The sequence below is a fragment of the Psychrobacter sp. PAMC 21119 genome, assembly GCF_000247495.1.
In the GTDB taxonomy this organism is placed as follows: domain Bacteria; phylum Pseudomonadota; class Gammaproteobacteria; order Pseudomonadales; family Moraxellaceae; genus Psychrobacter; species Psychrobacter glaciei.
Genome location: NZ_AHVZ01000034.1, coordinates 23,012 through 43,315, shown reverse-complemented (window position 1 = coordinate 43,315; position 20,304 = coordinate 23,012). Strand labels below are relative to the sequence as shown.

Here is a 20,304-nt window from a genome sequence, read left to right as displayed (position 1 = left end):
AAGTTATACTTCGGTCTGATCGGCATACATCTCACGCATGACTTTTTTGTCATGCTTGCCTACAGAAGTTTTGGGCAATTCATCAACGAACTTGAACTGACTGGGCACACCATACTTAGGAATGATACCGCGCTCTACCGCTTTCTCAGCAATGGCTTTGATATCTTCGACTTTGGTCTCTTGAGCATTAGGCTTGAGCACCACTAATGCCAATGGGCGCTCGCCCCACTGCTTATCACGAACGCCAATGACCGACACATCAGCCACTGATGGATGCAGCGACAAAATCGTCTCAATCTCTAATGATGAAATCCACTCACCACCTGATTTAATCACATCTTTTAGACGGTCCGTGATTCTAATATAGCCATCAGGCCGTACATAGGCAATATCTTGAGTATGCATATAGCCATTTTCCCACAGCTCTTTGCCAGCATCGTCATTTTTTAGATAGCTTTGGGTCAACCACGGTGCACGCAATACCAGCTCGCCCGTATTTTCTTCACCCGTGCCAACTGGCTCATTACTTGTACTCCATATCTGGGCGTCCACCATAACCACTGGCTTACCAGTCATACAACGGCGAGCGATGTCTTCTTCTTCCGTCATTTCTGGCTCGTTGAGGCTAAATTCTGTCAGGCTAATGAGCGGCGCTGTCTCCGACATACCGTAGCCCGTATAGACTTCGATATCTTGTGCCAATGCAGACTTTGCTAACCCTTCGGTCAATCTTGAACCACCAATGATCATTTTTAGACCATTAAAACTGGCACCTCGATCTTGCGCTTCTTTGAGTACCATTTGCAGAATCGTCGGCACACAATGGGTGATGCTGACTTTTTCATTGATGATTAAATCGAGCAAAGTATCAGGCGCATAGCGTCCCGGATAGACTTGCTTTAGACCAACCATGGTCGCGGTAAAAGGAAAACCCCATGCATGCACATGGAACATCGGCGTCATCGGCATATAAACATCGCCGTTACTCACGCCTTGTTTGTTCGGCAACATACCCAGCGTGGCGGCTTCTGCCATACTATGTAGTACCAACTGACGATGACTAAAAAACACGCCTTTTGGATCGCCTGTGGTGCCTGAGGTATAAAAAGTCGTTGCAATCGTGTTTTCATCAAAATCTGGAAACTCAAAAGTATCATCAGCGGCTTCTAGCAATGCCTCATACTCACCCGTTACGCGACTTTGGTTATCACCAAAAACGCCTTCTACCGTCATGCCATTATCATCTAGCCAAATAATATGCTCGATACTGGAGTTTTCAAACTGATAATCCTTCACCAGTGCGGCAAACTCAGAGTTCAGCATCAGCACTTTTGGTTTTGCATGATTGATGGTGTACAGCACCTTTTCTGGTGATAGACGGATATTAACGGTCTGCAAAATATACTGCGACATTGGCACCGCAAAGTAGGATTCTAAATAGCGATGGCTATCCCAATCCATAACGGCAACCACATCACCAGTATCAAGATTCAGGTCGGCTAAAACATTGGCCAAGCGATTGATACGATTAAACAGATCTTTATAAGTGAAGCGCTTTTTATCTGCATAAACGATTTCTTGATCTTGTGAGACGGTTTTGGCACGGTTTAACAACTGCTTAATCAGTAATGGGAACTCATAAGCAGCTGGCGCACTGTGATAGATATTTGACATAAATCTGACGTCCTTGTTAATTATTTACAGTAATTTTAATGGCTATTAAAGGGTTTGAGGCGAACTGAAATTATTATTTTAATAAAAAATATGCTCGACAAACCTTGTAATGATAGTAAGAAAAAACCTCAACCATGTAAAGGCTGCTTACGTAAGTATTAAGATAGTAGCTGTGATTTTTATGTCATATTTGACGAGCTATATATAGGTTAAGTGGTTCGGGGTTTGGTTTTTATCATGCCAAAGCTAGCGACCGATAATGCCAGTACTTGCACGAATAATAACAGCCATACGGTAAGTGACCATTGACCGCGCGCGTACGCTATCCCGCATAGCCATGCCCCTAGAGTGCCACCTGCATAATAGCCCATATAGTATAAGCCAGAAGCCAGCGAGCGACCTTTTTTGACATTGACCGCAATATAGCTAATCGTTGCCGCCTGAGTGACAAACACGCCAGAGGACATAATCGCCAGCCCTACAATAATACCCCAAAGTGGCGTCACCAGCGTCAATAACATCCCAAATATCGACACAATAACGGCCACCCGAACGGTTCGTGCTGAACCAAATCGACGTAGCAATGTAGAGGACAATGGCGTAATGACTACCCCAATTAAGTACACCGCAAAAATATTGGCCAGCGCACCCGTACCGAGCTCATATGGCGTGCCTGTTAAGTGCAAATTAATAAAGGTAAAACAGCCAACTAATGAGAATAATACACAAGCACCAAGCAAACAGGCGGTCACCACGTAACGATTGGTCAAATGCTCACCCAGCGTCTGTATCGCTGAGCGAAAGTTCGGATTGGCCTCAAAGTGACGCGATGAGGGTAGCATTTTACCGACCCAGAGCGCACCTATCAGCGTCATCGCTGCCATCACATAATAGCCGGCACGCCAGCCGATAAGCTCGTGTAAATGCCCGAGCAAAAATCGTCCCATAAAGCCGCCAAATACCGAACCTGAGACATAAAATGACATCAACTCAGTGACAGCCCGTCCCTCAAACTCTTCTCCGATATAGGCAATGGTCACCACAGTAATACCGGGCACAGAGAGTCCTTGTATGAAGCGCCATATACCCATCCAACCAATGCTAGGGCTTTGCGCAATGAGCGCCGTCGGTATCGCTAAAAACAACAAAGCACCAACGATAAATGACTTACGCCCGACCGCATCAGAGAGCATGCCCAAAAACGGTGACATGATAGCGATTGCTAATACGGTTGCCCCAACGATCATACCGGCTTGCACTTCAGTCGCCGCAAAATCTACCATCAGGACGGGTAGCACCGCTTGAATAGAATACACTTGTAAAAAAGCGAACATGCCAATCAAGCCAAAAGTGAGCTTTAAAACCCATGACGTTGAATGATTTGGTGAGACAGAAGGCTGTGGGACGGTACTTTGGGTCTGGTCGGTAGAATGATTCACAAGAAGGCTGACTTTATTGGTTATGCCACGACAGTTAGACGCGATTTAGCTGGGCATGGGTGAGAGAAATAGGGCAATAAACGCCGACACTTATCATCATTTATATTCATGACAATAAGCTTGTTATGGTAGCACATTGATTGGCAGGCTCAACGTTCGAACTGTAGTGTAAGTTTGATCGTTAAAAATAAAAATCCGACCTGTCACGACAGCAATTGTCGTCTTAGTAGACTCAACCCTTGTTTTTTATTGATTGGTTTCTTACACTGGCATTAGACGGTAATTTTATAGACATTAATTGGTTGTTGTTTTTGAGTCAAACATAATAATTTGTTAAAAAAACAAACCCATCACCTCAACATAAAATATCAAGCGTACACGTTAGCGTTTGGTTGTGGAGTCAATGTGGCAAAGCCTAGTAATCCTTATACCAACACTGCTTTTGACAGCTCAGATCTTAAAACCATCTTGCACTCAAAACGTGCCAACATCTACTACCTCTCTCATTGTCGCGTCATGCAAAAAGACGGTCGTGTGTTATATCTGACCGAAGACGACAAGGCCAATCTGTACTATAACATTCCTATTGCTAATACTACCTCAATACTGCTTGGTACAGGGACGTCCATTACTCAAGCAGCGATGCGACTGTTGTCACAAGCAGGCGTATTGGTTGGGTTTTGTGGCGGTGGCGGCTCGCCGTTATTTATGGGTGCTGAACGTGAAGTCTATGTCGAGTGGATGACACCGCAAAGTGAATATCGTCCCACTGAATATATTCAAGGCTGGATGAGTTGGTGGTGGGATGATGAAAAGCGCTTAACCGCTGCCAAGCATTTGCAACACGCTCGTCTCGCCTATCTACAAACGGTTTGGAGTAAAGATAGCGACTTAAAACAATGGGGCTTTGATAGCAATATTGATGCGGTGCAAGCCCTCCTTAAAGATAATATCCGTCAGATTAATCAACAGCAAGAAGTGATGCACTTGCTACAGCTTGAGGCACGACTTACCAAGAAGCTGTATAAGCTGGCCGCAAAAAATACCGGCTATGATGGCTTTACCCGTGAGCATGAGGGCATTGATAAGGCCAATGGCTTTCTCAATCATGGCAACTATTTGGCTTACGGTCTTGGTGCAACCACAGCGTGGACGTTGGGTATTCCGCATGGCTTTGCGGTGATGCATGGCAAAACCCGGCGTGGTGCATTGGTATTCGATATTGCCGATATTATAAAAGACGCGCTGGTGCTGCCCCTCGCTTTTATTTGTGCTGCTGAGAACCTCAGTGAGCAGCAGTTCAGACAAGAGTGTCTCAATATGTTTACTAAACACAAAGCCTTGGACTATCAGTTTGAAGTCGTAAAACAGCTTGCTATGACTTCAAATTGGGAGGCATAAATGATTGTCACCTTTGTCTCTCAATGTGAAAAGAAATCGCTTAGTCGTACGCGGCGTATCTTAGATGCCTTTGCCAATCGCATTGGTAACAATGTTTGGCAGACTGCCATTACAGAAGATGGGCTAAAAACGGTCAAGCAGCTGCTACGCAAGTCGGCTACTAAGTCTACTGCGGTTAGCTGTCATCGTAATAAAACTCGTCAGCTGACAGAGCTAGTATGGATAGTAGGCAATAAGCGTAGATTTAATGACGTTGGGATTGTTCCTGTTAACTGGACTAGACGCAATTTGTTGCACCGAGAGTGGGAAAATGAGTGGACATCATTAGAAAGCATGCAAATTATCGCCACTATCGCCGCTCTATTACACGATATTGGCAAGTCTACCATTGGCTTTCAAAAGAAGCTTTTTCATTCTACTTTTCAAGGCGATCCCTATCGTCATGAATGGGTGTCACTTAAGTTATTTATATGGCTTATTACTGACTGCCAGACTGATGAGCAATGGCTGACCCGAGTACAAGATTTACCTGATTATCTCAGCTCAAATACTATTACGCCAAAGATATTACAACAGGATACAGAGCAAGCCAAGATAGACCAATTACCGCCATTAGCAGGCTGGGTCGCTTGGTTAATTGTGACTCACCATCGCCTGCCACCTATCGATAAATATTTCTTTAATGAGCGCACAGATGACTTAAGGTTATTGAAAACCAATCATCGAGATTTGAAGCGCAATCAATCTTCTTATTATCAGAAAAAAATAAAAGCTCATGACTACTGGGTAAAAAACCCAAAAAGCGTTAAGGAAATGAGCGCTACTGAGCAAGAAAATTTCTGGCAATTTGATGAGCTGGTTATTTATAGCTCTTTATGGCAGCGCAAACTAAAACGCTGGGCGAAAAAAGCAATAATTCATCCTCAGTTAAAACAGCTTAGTCAGCAAGCAATTGAGCACAAGCAAGCCATTAGTGACCCTTTTTTGCTTCATCTGTCACGTTTATGTTTGATGATAGGAGATCATAACTACTCCAGTCTTGATGCAAATGACAGACGACGTGTACAAGGAAGTGATGACTTTAAAAATAAGCTTGCTGCCAATACTGATCAGCATACCAAAGCGATCAAACAAGCATTGGATGAACATCTAATCGGTGTCAGTGAATTTACCGCGCATTTTTGTCGCGCACTACCCGCCATTCATCAGGGTTTACCTCGATTAACTGGACATGATCCTTTGGTTAAAAATACGGCTCATAAGCGCTTTAAGTGGCAAAACAAAGCCTTTAAGCAAGCTTACGAGTATCGTGAGCTAAGCGAGGACCATGGATTTTTTGGGGTAAATATGACCTCAACGGGTGGTGGCAAGACGATTGGTAATGCCCGTATTATGTACGCATTGGCTGATCCCCAAAAAGGAGCACGAATAACCGTTGCTCTTGGTCTAAGGGTGCTAACCTTACAGACGGGTCAAAGCTTTCGAAATGACTTACAACTCAATGCCAGTCAGCTTGCTGTTTTAGTGGGTGGCAGTGCACAAAAACAGCTATTTGAGCTTAATCAGAACGTAGCGAACAATAATACTCTAGATGTCAACACAAACAACGAGATAGACACTTCCTCTGATTATCAAAGTAGTTATGAATCCGTCATTTATGAGTCCGTATATGGTAGTGAGTCTGCCAATTCGTTAGTAGATGAATGGGTGGATAGCGAAATTGATATCGCAGATTATGAGGAGTTGGGTCTAGGCACAGTTATTGAAAGTCGAAAAGCCCAAGAGCTGTTATTTGCCCCTGTCGTCGTTTGTACAATTGACCATCTAATACAAGCCTCTGAAGGTAAAAGAGCAGGCAAACATATCGCTCCTATTTTACGGCTGCTAAGTAGTGATTTGATTTTGGATGAGCCAGATGATTTTGATCATAAAAACTTGCCTGCTTTATCAAGATTGATACATTTAGCAGGATTATTTGGCGCTAGAGTGATGCTATCGTCCGCAACCTTGCCGCCTGATCTGTTACAAGGGTTGTTCGAGGCCTATTTAGCAGGTAGACAATTATTTAACGCACAATTACAAAAACCGACTCCCAAAGTTATTTGTGGCTGGTTTGATGAAAACAGCTGTACTGTTACTCCTTGTACCAATAACGATGATTTTAAGCACTATCACCGTAATTTCGTGACTGAAAGAACCCTCTACCTTCGCAAGCAGCCTATTAGACGACAGGCAAATATTTTAACGTTAGCATTAACGTATCAAAAAGAGCAGCATATCGCCTTTTATGAAGCGGTTGCGACGGCATTATTGCAATAATGCAAATGTACTCCACCATGATCACCATATTCTCAGAGAAAATGGTGACAGCAGCCGTCATCAGGTGAGTGTTGGTCTGATTCGTATGGCAAATATTCAACCGCTTATGAACACTGCGATGGCTATGTTCAATCTCAATGACACACCAGCTTCAGATAACACTCAATACCATTTGTGCTGCTACCACGCCAATCAAGTGCTTATCTTGCGTAATCGCTTAGAGACGAAGCTTGATACACTCCTAAAGCGTGATGGCAGTAATGAAGCCAGTATCTTTGACTATGCTCATATTACCGATGCTATCAAAGCATATGCTCATAAGACTCATCATGTATTTATCGTACTGGCTACCGCTGTGGCAGAAGTGGGACGTGACCATGATTATGACTGGGCAATCGTAGAACCCTCCTCTATGCGCTCCATTATCCAACTGGCTGGACGCGTTTGGCGACATCGTCCTGACAAAGTGGCTAGCAAGCCTAATATCAGCTTAATGCAATACAATATTAGGGCATTAAAACAGTCCAATCGAGGGGGCGCGCAGCCCGTCTTTACGATGCCCGGATTTGAGCAACCAGACTTTTTATTGACAAGTCACGATAGTCATTATGTTTTTAGAGAGACTGAATTGCAGCGTATTGATGCGACACCTAGAATCAATAACGTGCCTGAAAATGAGCGTGATGGCGCGCGATACCTAAGCGATCTTGAACATAAAGTCATGAAGGACTTGATGAGTAATGATAAAACCAATGTGGTCAACGGCTACTGGCAAGACCCCAATACTTCAAACCGTTCGCACGTTCATCTAAGTTGCCTGACGCCGTTCCGAACGGGTCAGCCACAAACTGAATATATAATCGAACCAACCACTTTCAAATCATCTTTAGACAACGACCGCGCACCCAATGATATCTATGAACATAACGAGGATGGACAGCACTACCTAGTATATAACGCTGAACAAGCTCGCATACAAGGACTATCTGCTACAGAATCTACTACCAAAGTGATTAAACCCAGCACAACCCCATTGTCCAACCCCAATGTGACACCTTGGTTGAATGATAGTCTTGTTAATGCACTGCTAGAGGTGCAATCCACCTATGATGATCTTAGCCCTAATACAATACTCACGAGGTTTGCAGTGGTCTCGGTTTATGACAATAAGCTTGGCTGGCTATTCGATGAGCGCTTTGGCTGTTGGAAAGATGAAGGGCTAATAAAAGACAATTATTATTAATGGCTCTACGCCATGTCATAAGGTTCGATAGTATCGATAACCTCTGCCACTTCTAAGCGGGTTATCTCAAGATCATAGTGGCTCTGTAGGTTGAGCCAAAATTGTGCTGACATACCAAAGTATTTGGCTAGGCGAAGTGCGGTATCTGCGGTGATCGCCCGTCTGCCATTGATAATTTCGCTAAGCCGCGAGTCTGGCATATGGGTAGCACGGGCAAGCGCGTACGCTGATAGACCAAGCTCATCTAGGAATTCAGTTTTGAGGTATTCGCCGGGTGTAAGTAGCGGGATATCAGGTAAGGTGGTATCAGCAACATCGCTAAAATCCATATTTTTGGCTTCTTGCATAGTAATAGACATGAGGATTTCCTTAGTGGTAATCGACTATCTCGACATTGTCAGCGTGACCCTCTTGCCAGTCAAAACAAATGCGCCACTGTTGATTGATGCGAATACTATATTGTCCATCACGATCACCAGTGAGCTTTTCGAGGTGATTGCTTGGCGGTAGCCGCAAGTCGTCAAGATTGTCTGTGATATCTAGTATGTGCAATTTAGCTCTTGCACGGCTATAAATATCGGGGGCAATACGTCTGGCTCGCTTGCCAAAATATACTGCTGCCGTAGCCTTATCCGCAAAAGAGGCAATCATAATCATTGTCCTTTGAACAACTAAGGCATGGCTATATAATAACGCCATGCGTAAGTAATAGCAATTTGATAAGTCACCTGTGCGGTGTGAGACGAGGGTATTCTGAATATTTGGGAAATGTTCAGCTCGTTGCAAGGGAAAATCTACGATTTTCCTACTGGATAATCACTCAGAAAATTCTACTGAAAGGACTTTCTCTTGCACGTCTAAAACTGATATGCAGTTCTTCAACAACGCTCGTAAGTTATCTATAGAACTATGCTAATCTCAATACAACTTAAATGATTTTTATTGTAACTCAAGGTTTATGAAATGGAAAATATCACCCAAGCGCAAATTAAGCAGGCTATTAATAGCTTCTTAAGCGCACAATATGATAAAAAAGCCATGCCAATGCTAAAAGGCTTAGAAAAAGCTTTGCAAGACAATGATGTTGAAGCTAGTGAAAAGATAGAAGCAGAACTCAAAAAATCTGAAGAAAAATACGCACAAGACACATGGATGGCATACGCCAGTGGCTGGATGAGTACACAGCTGAGCTTTGGTACGCATATATCCAAAGGCGTTCATGCCAGCTCTAAAGGTGACAATCTCATATATGTACCTTTATCTGATTCTGACGACAGACCTTTTTCTGGTCACCATTCTCTGGCTAATCCTATCATCGATGCTAGTGGTAACGCCGCCGCCTTACCTTTTGCTGCGTTCGTACAAACGATCGTAGTAGACAATATAACGATTGGTGACCTCATTAAAAATCAAAACGCCGCACTGAAAGGCGCATTTCATTCGGATAGTAAAATGTCTGATCACATTAATAGCGTCTTTTATAAGCTGGTTATCGCCCATATTGACACCCCTTTTATAGACGAGTACAACAAGCAGATTTTGTTTCCTAGTGCAGACAGCTATGTTTGCCTTGCGCCTTTATATCCTGCTTCATTGACACATTATATTTTTACTTATATTCAAACTATTAAATTCTCAGATGAGAATGCTTTGGCTAAAAAGAACAGGAGCAAAGTGACGGAGGAACAAAAACCCTATCTTACTATTCATGATTTGGCGGTGCTTAACATTGGTGGGAGTAACCCTCAAGGTGTCAGTCAATTGATGAGTAAAAAAAGAGGCAAAACTTATTTGCTGCCGTCCCTACCCCCAAGCTTTACTCAATCTGAAGCCTTGCCCTTTAGCAAACATGCTCGTAGTATTTTTAATGCCAAAACTATGGCTTACAAGACGCGCAGAACGTTAGACGCACTCTATAAAATCATCACCGCCAACCATAATAATATGACCCTCCGTGATGCTCGAAAGTCTATCCTAGATGATTTATTGTTACAGATATTAAAGATCACCAATACCATCCAAACTAACCGTCCTGCGGGATGGTCGATAGCTTACCATCAACTCGATTATGCCGAAAAATTGTGGCTCGACCCGCATCGAGGTGCGTTAGCCGATGAAGAAACCTTCAAAGCCGACTTTGAAAAAGGCGATTGGCAACGAGAGATCGAAAAGAAGTTTGCAAGCTGGCTACAGGAGTTACTGAAAAAGGAATTTCCAAAAATTAAAAATGATTTTGATGATCCAGAGCACAATGAATGGGAAAAAGAGATGCAAATAGCCTTAACAGAATCTAAGCGTTTGGGACAAGGAGCATTTCGATGAGTTATCTCTATCCTGACAAAGAGCTGGTGGGTTACGTTCTTATCAAAAACATACGTGTGCAAAATGCCAATGCCATTTCCAGCCCCATTACTTATGGATTTCCAGCCATCACTGGTTTTACAGGCGCTATTCACGCACTAAGCCGTAAGATTAGCGCTATCCCAGAACTTGAAAAGATAAGCTTAGACGGTGTTTTGATCAGCTGTTATGAATGCCAACCACAAATATATCGCGAAGCCAGCTATAAAGAGTACACCTTTAATCAAACCCGTAACCCTATCTTAAGGTCAGGTAAGACCGCATCGATTATTGAAGAGGGTCGCTGTCATCTACGTGTCTCATTAGTCATTGGGATATATGCTGAGGATGATCTCGAACCAGAGGAGCAAGACTGCCTCTTAAAGACGATCAATATTAAAGTGCAACAACAGCGCTTGGCTGGTGGTAGTGTCATTGGTCTGGATAGGTTTAAGCCTGTAACCTTTGTAAAAGACAGTGAAATAAAAGAGTTAACACAGTCATTATTACCTGCTTTTATATTAATGAATGCCCAACAAGAGCTTACAGATATCACCCAACAATTACGAAAAAGCAATCCTGAAGCCAGTGCTTTGGACGCTTTAATTGCAACGGCTACCTTACATCATACTCCCATCGATAATGGTAACGGGACAAGCAGTTGGCAGACCCAATCTGTCAAACAAGGTAAAGGCTGGCTGGTGCCGATACCGATAGGATTTCAAGCGATATCAGAGTGTTATGAATCAGGAATGATGCAAAATGTACGCAACCCTGAATACCCGAGCCAGTACGTAGAGTCCATCTATGGACTGGGTAAATGGGTGTTTCCTCACCGTATAGACAACCTAGCCGATGCCCTTTGGTACCAACACCATGATGACGCTAACAACCTTTATTTAGTGACTCAGAATAAAGGCAACTGATAAAGCTCGTTTGAACAGTAACCGTTTGGATAACCCTCAAACTTTAAATTTTAATGCAGTTACAATAACCTTTATGGAGAAACACATGTCAAAGTCAGCCCTGAAAACTGCCTCCGTTCTAGCCTTTGAACGCAACCTTGATGTCTCAGATGCCTATTTATGGCAAACCAACAGCCAAGCTAATATCAAATCAACAGATGCAGACAAAAAGCTATCACGCTCACCCGTGACCGTTAAAGAAAAATCAGTGCGCGGCACGATTAGCAATCGTCTCAAAAACCCTAATAAAACTGACCCTGCGAAGCTAGATGCCGAGACTGAAAAAGCCAATCTACAAACTGTGGATTCAGCAGCATTGAACGAAGACAACGACACGCTCATTGCGCGTTTTAGTCTTAAAGTATTGCCATTCACAGGCAAACCCAATGTCTGTAATGATCAAAACTATCAACAAGCCCTACAACAAGTCGTTACCGATTACGTTGAAAATCAAGGCTTAGATGAATTGGCGCGTCGCTATGCCATTAATATTCTGAACGCCAGATGGCTGTGGCGCAACCGTGTGGGCGCAGAAAAAATCAGCGTTACTGTAAAGTGCAATGACCAAACCATCAGTATAGATGATGCTAAGAGCTATGGCTTAAAGGACTTTAAGGCAAGTGATGCCAAAGTCGACCAAATAGCTGACTGGATAAAAGCAGGTCTAAATGATGATGCGTTTATTATTCTGTACGTAGAAGCTTGTGCCATCATTGGTTACGGTCAAGAGGTCTACCCGTCGCAGGAATTGATACTCGACACAGGCAGCAAAAAAAGCAAAGTCCTATACCGTGTCAGTGATCGAAAAGGATCGGAGGACAATGCTGGCATGCACTCACAAAAAGTCAGCAACGCCATTCGCACTATTGATGATTGGTATACTAATGCCGAGTTCCCTATTGCCATCGAACCGTATGGCGCGGTTACGACTATGGGTACAGCATTCCGCCAGCCTAAAGACAAAATGGACTTTTATAGCCTATTTGACAACTGGGTACTCAAAGGTGAAACGCCAGATGCCAGCCAGCAACACTATGTGATGGGCGTGCTTATTCGTGGCGGCGTGTTCGGTGCCAGCGGTAAGGAGTAATTCATGAGCACTTCATATTCAAGCTTGACCCATTACCAAGAAATAACCATCATTCCTGACCCTGATATTGCGCCTTATTTCATTTGGAGCAAATTATTCACCCAATTGCATATTGGCTTGGCTGACATTAAGAATAAGCAAGGTATCGAGTCAATCGGTATTGGCTTTCCTGATTATCACTATGATGATAAAGGCAAATCATCCAAGCTTGGACTTAAACTACGAGTGTTTGCGCTCAGCCAAAAGGATTTAGAAACACTAAATCTCAATGGTCGGCTATCAAGACTAACTGATTATGTGCATATTAAAAGTATTAGTGAGGTCGGTGATAAGGCAAAAGGTCATCTGGTGGTCAGCCGCTATCGTCCAAAAAATCCGCTCAAGCAAGCTGAAGAATTTGCTAAATACAAAGACATCAGCTTAGAGGCAGCGCTTGTACACTGTGCTGCACACAAACAGGACAATAAGCCCTACCCTCATATCAACTTAAAAAGCGAGACCAATCAACAACCCTATAAACTGGCAATCATTCAAGAAGTAACTGACAGCGCTTGTAAAGGATCGTTCAATAGTTATGGTATGAACAACAAAGTTGACAGCGTCACCGTGCCGCATTGGTGATTTGTACTTATGGTAATGACGAATTACCCAAAAACTAGGCGTAAAAACCCTTTTTTTGAGCTATTTAAAAATTTACTTATTTATCAAATAGTTACGATAAGGCTAAAAATGGAGGGTAAATTAGGGTATTTTGCCCTCCATGCCTTGTTATGGCTAATTTTTTCGAGGTATAATTCCTCTTCATCACCGCTCAGGTGACTTAGAAAATAAGCTATCCACCTTATTATGCAAGGTCAAGCTTCATCACCGCTCAGGTGACTTAGAAATTAACGATAAGAACAACAAAATCTTTTTTGACCTTCATCACCGCTCAGGTGACTTAGAAATACCAGTTATCAGGAGCTACCTAATAACCTATCTTCATCACCGCTCAGGTGACTTAGAAAATGAAAACGCCCGAATAGTGGTCGCACATGACCTTCATCACCGCTCAGGTGACTTAGAAATTAATTGCTCACACCAAACCTGATGCACAGCGCTTCATCACCGCTCAGGTGACTTAGAAAACGAGTTAAGCGAATCAGGTACAAGCGGCACGCTTCATCACCGCTCAGGTGACTTAGAAAAATCAAAAACGCCTCGCATTTTGGTGATGTAGCTTCATCACCGCTCAGGTGACTTAGAAAATAGAAATAATGTCTTGATACTCATCGTCATCCTTCATCACCGCTCAGGTGACTTAGAAAGCACGACAAAAAAGGTGGCAAGCGATGACCGACTTCATCACCGCTCAGGTGACTTAGAAATACAAGCTTTACTGGCATAGCCATGAAAGTAACTTCATCACCGCTCAGGTGACTTAGAAATGAAAACCCACCACCTGAGGGGTATTATTTACCTTCATCACCGCTCAGGTGACTTAGAAACTTAAAAGATGTTAGTCCTATTCCCTCGGATACTTCATCACCGCTCAGGTGACTTAGAAATTTAGCGCCGTCGCTACCATCAAGACCATTCACTTCATCACCGCTCAGGTGACTTAGAAAAAAGAATGACGGGCATTAAATATTCTCCAGTACTTCATCACCGCTCAGGTGACTTAGAAAATCTTTATCACTCCCTAGTGTGATTAATTTAACTTCATCACCGCTCAGGTGACTTAGAAATACCAGTTTTACAGGTTTAGCGTTAAAGGTTACTTCATCACCGCTCAGGTGACTTAGAAAATACAGCAAAAGAAAAAAGAAGCTGCCTAACGCTTCATCACCGCTCAGGTGACTTAGAAATGAAACATCGACATGACGTAAGCACATAGGTTCTTCATCACCGCTCAGGTGACTTAGAAATAATTCCTTTGTAAGCTCTCTCGCAATATGACCTTCATCACCGCTCAGGTGACTTAGAAAGTGTTGTTTAGACTGTCAGACTTACGAGGAAACTTCATCACCGCTCAGGTGACTTATGAGCATCGTTAAAAAATTGCATGTCAATTTTAGATGCGCAAGAGCAAATCCTTTAAATAGGATTTGCTGATAGTGAGAATATCAACGTAAATTTGAATAGAAAGAAATCACCGCTCAGGTGACTTAGAAAAGCTAAGGACGCGCTGAGAAACTGGCGTATTTCTTCATCACCGCTCAGGTGACTTAGAAATCGTAAAACCTTGTTAGAGTTCGACGAGGCTACTTCATCACCGCTCAGGTGACTTAGAAAAAGCGATAAGAGTTCGCTAGCTCGGTATTTCTCTTCATCACCGCTCAGGTGACTTAGAAATGCAACAATAGGTCGTCTACAGTCAAGGAATGCTTCATCACCGCTCAGGTGACTTAGAAAAAGCAATGAGGCAGCAGTGGGATGTAAACCTTCTTCATCACCGCTCAGGTGACTTAGAAAAGTTAAAACCACATAGCTTGGGAGCTGTGCAACTTCATCACCGCTCAGGTGACTTAGAAACGAGGCTGGGGTGATAGCATTATTCAGTCATCCTTCATCACCGCTCAGGTGACTTAGAAACCTTGCTCCCACGCCCAATCTGCATACTTAACCTTCATCACCGCTCAGGTGACTTAGAAATGATTACATTACTTATGGTCATTATGATGAATCTTCATCACCGCTCAGGTGACTTAGAAATTTTACGCTGCAATTATTACTGAGAGCTGTAACTTCATCACCGCTCAGGTGACTTAGAAAGTTCGGCTGCGTTGAATCTAGCCGTACACCATCTTCATCACCGCTCAGGTGACTTAGAAAGTTTCAACAAAAGAAGCGTATCCGGGTTCTATCTTCATCACCGCTCAGGTGACTTAGAAATGGTGCATAGCTATGAAGAAGAACAGCAGAGTCTTCATCACCGCTCAGGTGACTTAGAAAAAAATGAGCCTGATGCCAGATAAGCGTAGCATCTTCATCACCGCTCAGGTGACTTAGAAAAATGACCACAGCATTATCCAAGCTATGGCTCACTTCATCACCGCTCAGGTGACTTAGAAAACTTACCACGTCCACGTTAAGGCGTTAGCTGACTTCATCACCGCTCAGGTGACTTAGAAATTGACTCATCAAGTCTAAAGACTTATTAAGATCTTCATCACCGCTCAGGTGACTTAGAAATATCTGTTAATGAACAGCGTTTGATTTATTGTCTTCATCACCGCTCAGGTGACTTAGAAATTTCTCAGGTTGCTCCTTGGCTTCTAGCTTTTCTTCATCACCGCTCAGGTGACTTAGAAACACTCCGACACCCACTCCCACTCCTACTCCGACTTCATCACCGCTCAGGTGACTTAGAAACGTAGTAAAGAAGTTGGTCATAGTGATATCGCTCTTCATCACCGCTCAGGTGACTTAGAAAATATGATGCGCCTTTACAACAAAGACCGTCATCTTCATCACCGCTCAGGTGACTTAGAAAAAGGTCGCGGATTAATGGGTACATTGACCAGCCTTCATCACCGCTCAGGTGACTTAGAAAACCGCTTGCCACGTTCACGTTCAAAAGGAGGCCTTCATCACCGCTCAGGTGACTTAGAAACAAAGCCACAGCACAGCGCATTGCTGACAAGACTTCATCACCGCTCAGGTGACTTAGAAATATCACAGCAGACAAGACAGCAACAACTTGATCTTCATCACCGCTCAGGTGACTTAGAAAAAAACGCCAAGCTTAGCAACACTGTCAGCCGTCTTCATCACCGCTCAGGTGACTTAGAAATAATCTCTAGCAAGTCGAACGCTGTGTTTTCTCTTCATCACCGCTCAGGTGACTTAGAAAAAAACGCCAAGCTTAGCAACACTGTCAGCCGTCTTCATCACCGCTCAGGTGACTTATGAGCATCGTTAAAAAATTGCATGTCAATTTTAGATGCGCAGTTTACTCAAAGCATAGCTTTTCGCCTTTCGCTGCGGGTAAGTACCTCCCAGACACTTACTTATCCTTACTCACCTTTAAATAGGATTTGCCAATAGCTATAATATCAATTTAGGTGACTTAAAACCCTTCATTACGACACAACCCTCATACAAAAGACTGTTTATCATGATAAAAAATGCTTGGCTTAAAAAAGCCACTATCGCCATGGGCGCGCTGATTTTTTCTATGCCAATTTTGGCTGAAGTCAGCTTATCAGAAACCACGACTATTTCAGCAAACGAAGCATTACCCACAGTGCCAACATTACCAACAGTGCCATCAGACTGTATTGCAGATAGCGCAATCACGGCAGCGGCGCTTTCTGATACTCGTGATAACGGTCCCTTCTCTGTCAGTACCAAACACGTTGCGCGCCAATCAGCAAAGGGCTTCGGTGGTGGCACGATTCACTACCCGACCGATGCTATCGGTTGCGGCTTGTCAGGTGCTATCGCTGTGGTTCCGGGTTACGTGTCTTACGAGGCTGCTATCAAATGGTGGGGACCGCGTTTGGCTTCTTGGGGATTCGTCGTTATCACTATCGATACCAACTCTATCTACGACGATCCGGATAGTAGAGCGGCTCAATTGAATGCCGCACTAGACCACATAATTGCTGATGATACCGTTGGCAATAAGATAGATCCTAAGCGATTGGGCGCTATCGGCTGGTCTATGGGCGGTGGCGGTGCGCTTAAGCTGGCAAAGGAGCGCAGCACAGTACGAGCCATTATGCCACTCGCACCCTATCATGACAAAAGCTATGGCGAGGTAAAGACACCAACTTTAGTCATCGCCTGCGAGCGTGACCGTATTGCCACTAATGAGAAATATACCAACGTTTTTTATCATAATGCCACCGGCCCCAAGATGAAGATTGAGGTGAACAATGGCAGTCATTTTTGTCCAACCTACCGCTTTAACGAGATACTGCTGAGTAAGCCTGGCATCGCGTGGATGCAGCGCTATATCAATAATGACACACGCTTCGATAAATTTTTATGTGCCAACGAAAACTACAGCAAGAACCCTCGCATTTCCGCTTATGATTATAAAGACTGTTCGTAAAGCGGTGTATAGGAATGGTGACATTTGCTTTAATTACTCCTTTATTTGCGTACTATTATGGCTTAAGAAAACTTAATACGGCTTAAGAAAATTTAAATTTAGCGATGACTTTTAAATTGGCTATGACTTAAAGGAGACTGTCTACAATGAAAGACCAGATACATGATTTGGGTGCAGGTTTTTGGAATATTCGCGGCTCGTTCGTCAGACAAGGCATGATCGATATAGGCAATCAATCAGCATTGGTCAAACTATCCTCTGGAAAGTTTGTAATGCTAGACAGCTATACGCTCACTGGGGAGGTCCGCGCGCAAGTGATGGCGCTGACCAATAATGGGCAGGACATAGAAGCGGTACTCAACGTGCATCCTTTTCATACGGTGCACTGTGCGCGAGTAGCAAAAGAATTTCCACATGCTCTATTTTATGGCAGTGCACGTCACCATAAGGAAGTGCCAGAAGTGAATTGGAGCGCAGATTACGTTGAAAGTGCAGCGGTCGCCGAGCGTTATCCTGAGCTTGAATTTTCACTGCCAAAAGGCATTCACTATATTGCCCCTGATGACTCTGTGCACTCAAGCTCGCTCTTGGTATTTCATCCTGCTAGCCAAAGTCTATATGTCGACGATACCATCCAGACGCCACCTTCGAAGCGATTTAATGCGGTACAAGCAGGTATAAACTTACATGCTACAACCATAAAAGCACTCAAAGATGAGCCAAATGCTGGCAAAGATTATTGTGATTGGGCCATCAACTTGGCGCATGACTGGCGTGACGTGCGTAATTTTTGTAGTGCGCATTCAGGTTTAGTAGTGTTTGAAGAAGGTGAATTTGAAGCGGCGCTATTGGCTACTATTGACAGCGCCCGTCCTGAGCTTGAAAAAGCTTGAATGACTTAAAAAAATCCAAGAAACAATAATAAATAACAAGCGTAAAAAAGCTATCAACATCAAAAAATTCTGAAAAAATATGGGTGGTTCATCACAATTTCTATTGAACTCATGGTGTCGATGGAATATTGCCCTCTCTGACATCCTTTTTATAACAGACTTTACGCCTGTCATACGTCATTATCCATATCTTGGTATTTATAGTTGCTTGTATAGTCAAAATACCCCAAAACGCGACGATATTGCTGATATCAATTTTTTGTAGCCTCTGTCTGCACAGGCACAGCAAGCAAAAAAAATGATATCAGTAGTGCGTAATGTATCGATATTACTTTTCACTGACTATATTTAGTGACTTATATTTAGTGATTTATATTTAGTGATTTACTATTTTTATAGCCACCCATAACTACCCTATTAAATTGCTACACCTCATCATTGATCAATTAAGGAACAATATTTATGACAGACAAAATTATAGATTTAGGCTCAGGATTTTGGAACATACGCGGAAGCTTTCGCATAGGTGGCGTGCTAAATATCGGCACTCAATGCTCACTGGTCAAGCTGGCATCGGGACGCTTTATATTTTTGGACAGTTACGCCTTGACGGGTGACGTTCGAGATGAAGTCATGGCACTAACCAATAATGGTCAAGATGTTGAAGCCGTGCTCAATGTTCATCCCTTCCATACGGTACACTGTGCACAAATGGCAAAGGACTTTCCGCAAGCCACTATGTATGGCAGCAGCCGTCATCATAAAAAAATGCCAGAGATTAAGTGGGCAGAGGATTTGGTTGAGAGCGAAGCAGTAGCACAGCGCTACCCTGAATTAAAATTTTCGTTATCTGAAGGTGTCCACTATATCTCGCCTAACGAGATGATCCATGCAGGTTCTTTATTGGCTTATCACCCTGCCAGCCAGAGCTTACACGTTGATGACACTTTTATGAGTCCCCCAATGAAATTACTAGAGGCAGTATTACCTGAGCTGATATTGCACCCTACTACCAAAAAAGCCCTCACAAACGAGCCAAATTCTGGTGCACAATATTGCGATTGGGCGACCAACTTGGCACACGAATGGCGCGATGTTCGCAATTTCTGCGCGGCGCATTCTTATCTGGTTCAGTTCAAAGAAGGCGAGTTTGAAAAGGCCTTATTAAAAGCCATTAAGAAAGCTCGTCCCAAACTAGAAACAGCATAGCTTTTATCGCATTTTGACCGACGTCTTTGATAAACATAAAAACGGGTCGCTATTACTGTATTTACTAATGTAGCGACCCGTTTTTTAAGCCAATGACTTTATAAAACATGCGATTATCGAAACAGCAATGTCGCCAGCTCATCTTCATTGTTCAGAATATCTGCCAATGTATAACGCTCGAGCACATTAATAAATGCGGTGAGCGCTTCAAAAAACACCCCTTTTAATTGGCAGACTGGACTAATTACACAGCCCAAAGCAGGCGTCGGTGCTGATTCCGCTATCAAGGTGATGGGTAAGCCTGTTGAATGAGGTTTTGTCTCGGTATTGGGCAACTGCGCGGCAAAACATTCTACCAACGCAAAATCTGGTTCGATTTGTTTAATCAGTACGCCTAAGTTGATATCTTTTGGGGCGTACGCCAACCGAATACCGCCATTTTTGCCACGGACGCTATCAATGTACCCGAGCTGACCCAACTGATGAATAATCTTGGTTAAGTGGCTCTTAGAGATATGATAGCTGTCTGCTATGTCACTGATATTAGCCAATGAGTGCTGATCTGGCTTCACTGCTAAGTAAATTAATGAGCGCAGTGCGTAGTCACTATAATTGGTTAATCGCATTGATTCACGCTCCTGTCTGTTTTGAGAGTATTAAAATTTTACGGTTTCAACATTGATGAGCTAA

15 protein-coding genes and 2 CRISPR repeat arrays are annotated in these 20,304 nt (G+C 43.3%); of the genes, 10 read left to right on the top strand and 5 right to left on the bottom strand.

Annotated features, from left to right (window positions below; all coding sequences use genetic code 11):
- Positions 1-3 precede the first annotated feature (3 nt).
- Together RH96_RS11560 and RH96_RS11555 are read right to left on the bottom strand one after the other, a co-directional pair.
- Positions 4-1,674 (bottom strand): fatty acid--CoA ligase, encoded by a 1,671-nt coding sequence (locus RH96_RS11560; RefSeq protein ID WP_010201109.1) that lies wholly within the window; start codon positions 1,672-1,674, stop codon positions 4-6.
- Positions 1,675-1,883: 209 nt separating this feature from the next.
- On the bottom strand, positions 1,884-3,017 hold the full coding sequence (locus RH96_RS11555) for an MFS transporter (RefSeq protein ID WP_202801464.1): 1,134 nt from the start codon (positions 3,015-3,017) through the stop codon (positions 1,884-1,886).
- 501 nt (positions 3,018-3,518) lie between these two features.
- Between RH96_RS11555 and cas1f the strand changes: the two genes are divergently transcribed.
- The 3 genes from cas1f (at position 3,519) to RH96_RS14650 (ending at position 8,076) form a co-directional block, all read left to right on the top strand.
- A complete protein-coding gene (cas1f, locus tag RH96_RS11550) occupies positions 3,519-4,514 on the top strand; it encodes a type I-F CRISPR-associated endonuclease Cas1f (protein ID WP_010201107.1) in 996 nt (331 codons plus the stop codon).
- Positions 4,515-6,833, top strand: coding sequence for a type I-F CRISPR-associated helicase Cas3f (gene cas3f, locus RH96_RS11545; protein WP_051000752.1), 2,319 nt, complete (start codon positions 4,515-4,517; stop codon positions 6,831-6,833). It abuts the gene before it with no gap.
- Positions 6,834-6,918: 85 nt separating this feature from the next.
- A complete protein-coding gene (locus tag RH96_RS14650; protein WP_051000751.1) occupies positions 6,919-8,076 on the top strand; it encodes a hypothetical protein in 1,158 nt (385 codons plus the stop codon).
- A 5-nt stretch (positions 8,077-8,081) separates the two neighbouring features.
- On the opposite strand, the gene RH96_RS11540 is transcribed toward RH96_RS14650, so the two are convergent.
- Both RH96_RS11540 and RH96_RS11535 read right to left on the bottom strand, forming a co-directional pair.
- Positions 8,082-8,435, bottom strand: coding sequence for a HigA family addiction module antitoxin (locus RH96_RS11540; protein WP_010201105.1), 354 nt, complete (start codon positions 8,433-8,435; stop codon positions 8,082-8,084).
- A gap of 10 nt (positions 8,436-8,445) precedes the next feature.
- Complete coding sequence (locus RH96_RS11535) at positions 8,446-8,727, bottom strand: type II toxin-antitoxin system RelE/ParE family toxin (RefSeq protein ID WP_010201104.1); 282 nt, start codon at positions 8,725-8,727, stop codon at positions 8,446-8,448.
- A 312-nt stretch (positions 8,728-9,039) separates the two neighbouring features.
- On the opposite strand from RH96_RS11535, the gene csy1 reads away from it, so the two are divergent.
- From csy1 to RH96_RS11500, 7 genes are all read left to right on the top strand, one after another.
- Positions 9,040-10,398 carry a type I-F CRISPR-associated protein Csy1 gene (csy1, locus tag RH96_RS11530; protein ID WP_010201103.1) on the top strand — a complete coding sequence of 453 codons (1,359 nt, stop codon included), beginning with the start codon at positions 9,040-9,042 and terminating at the stop codon, positions 10,396-10,398.
- Complete coding sequence (gene csy2 / locus RH96_RS11525) at positions 10,395-11,342, top strand: type I-F CRISPR-associated protein Csy2 (RefSeq protein WP_010201102.1); 948 nt, start codon at positions 10,395-10,397, stop codon at positions 11,340-11,342. Before csy1 ends, csy2 begins: the two co-directional genes overlap by 4 nt.
- A gap of 85 nt (positions 11,343-11,427) precedes the next feature.
- Positions 11,428-12,471 carry a type I-F CRISPR-associated protein Csy3 gene (csy3, locus tag RH96_RS11520; protein ID WP_010201100.1) on the top strand — a complete coding sequence of 348 codons (1,044 nt, stop codon included), beginning with the start codon at positions 11,428-11,430 and terminating at the stop codon, positions 12,469-12,471.
- A 3-nt stretch (positions 12,472-12,474) separates the two neighbouring features.
- The gene (cas6f, locus tag RH96_RS11515) at positions 12,475-13,092 is read left to right on the top strand and encodes a type I-F CRISPR-associated endoribonuclease Cas6/Csy4 (protein ID WP_010201099.1); all 618 of its coding nucleotides are present in this window, start codon (positions 12,475-12,477) and stop codon (positions 13,090-13,092) included.
- A gap of 178 nt (positions 13,093-13,270) precedes the next feature.
- A CRISPR array of direct repeats spans positions 13,271-14,498; the repeat unit is 28 nt; unit sequence CTTCATCACCGCTCAGGTGACTTAGAAA.
- A 98-nt stretch (positions 14,499-14,596) separates the two neighbouring features.
- A CRISPR array of direct repeats spans positions 14,597-16,366; the repeat unit is 28 nt; unit sequence CTTCATCACCGCTCAGGTGACTTAGAAA.
- Positions 16,367-16,570: 204 nt separating this feature from the next.
- Positions 16,571-17,512 carry a dienelactone hydrolase family protein gene (locus RH96_RS11510; protein WP_010201091.1) on the top strand — a complete coding sequence of 314 codons (942 nt, stop codon included), beginning with the start codon at positions 16,571-16,573 and terminating at the stop codon, positions 17,510-17,512.
- 146 nt (positions 17,513-17,658) lie between these two features.
- A complete protein-coding gene (locus tag RH96_RS11505; RefSeq protein ID WP_010201090.1) occupies positions 17,659-18,405 on the top strand; it encodes a hypothetical protein in 747 nt (248 codons plus the stop codon).
- A 462-nt stretch (positions 18,406-18,867) separates the two neighbouring features.
- Complete coding sequence (locus RH96_RS11500; protein ID WP_010201089.1) at positions 18,868-19,614, top strand: hypothetical protein; 747 nt, start codon at positions 18,868-18,870, stop codon at positions 19,612-19,614.
- Positions 19,615-19,727: 113 nt separating this feature from the next.
- On the opposite strand, the gene RH96_RS11495 is transcribed toward RH96_RS11500, so the two are convergent.
- Entirely contained in the window at positions 19,728-20,240 is a 513-nt protein-coding gene (locus RH96_RS11495) for an Rrf2 family transcriptional regulator (protein ID WP_010201088.1), read from the bottom strand.
- Positions 20,241-20,304: the final 64 nt, after the last annotated feature.

Coding starts and splice junctions, on each gene's coding strand:
- RH96_RS11540 (WP_010201105.1), bottom strand. CDS start 8,435: ATGTCTATTACTATGCAAGAAGCCAAAAATATGGATTTTAGCGATGTT.
- RH96_RS11500 (WP_010201089.1), top strand. CDS start 18,868: ATGACAGACAAAATTATAGATTTAGGCTCAGGATTTTGGAACATACGC.
- RH96_RS11510 (WP_010201091.1), top strand. CDS start 16,571: ATGATAAAAAATGCTTGGCTTAAAAAAGCCACTATCGCCATGGGCGCG.
- csy3 (WP_010201100.1), top strand. CDS start 11,428: ATGTCAAAGTCAGCCCTGAAAACTGCCTCCGTTCTAGCCTTTGAACGC.
- cas6f (WP_010201099.1), top strand. CDS start 12,475: ATGAGCACTTCATATTCAAGCTTGACCCATTACCAAGAAATAACCATC.
- RH96_RS14650 (WP_051000751.1), top strand. CDS start 6,919: ATGGCAAATATTCAACCGCTTATGAACACTGCGATGGCTATGTTCAAT.
- cas3f (WP_051000752.1), top strand. CDS start 4,515: ATGATTGTCACCTTTGTCTCTCAATGTGAAAAGAAATCGCTTAGTCGT.
- RH96_RS11495 (WP_010201088.1), bottom strand. CDS start 20,240: ATGCGATTAACCAATTATAGTGACTACGCACTGCGCTCATTAATTTAC.
- RH96_RS11560 (WP_010201109.1), bottom strand. CDS start 1,674: ATGTCAAATATCTATCACAGTGCGCCAGCTGCTTATGAGTTCCCATTA.
- RH96_RS11505 (WP_010201090.1), top strand. CDS start 17,659: ATGAAAGACCAGATACATGATTTGGGTGCAGGTTTTTGGAATATTCGC.
- RH96_RS11535 (WP_010201104.1), bottom strand. CDS start 8,727: ATGATTGCCTCTTTTGCGGATAAGGCTACGGCAGCAGTATATTTTGGC.
- csy1 (WP_010201103.1), top strand. CDS start 9,040: ATGGAAAATATCACCCAAGCGCAAATTAAGCAGGCTATTAATAGCTTC.
- csy2 (WP_010201102.1), top strand. CDS start 10,395: ATGAGTTATCTCTATCCTGACAAAGAGCTGGTGGGTTACGTTCTTATC.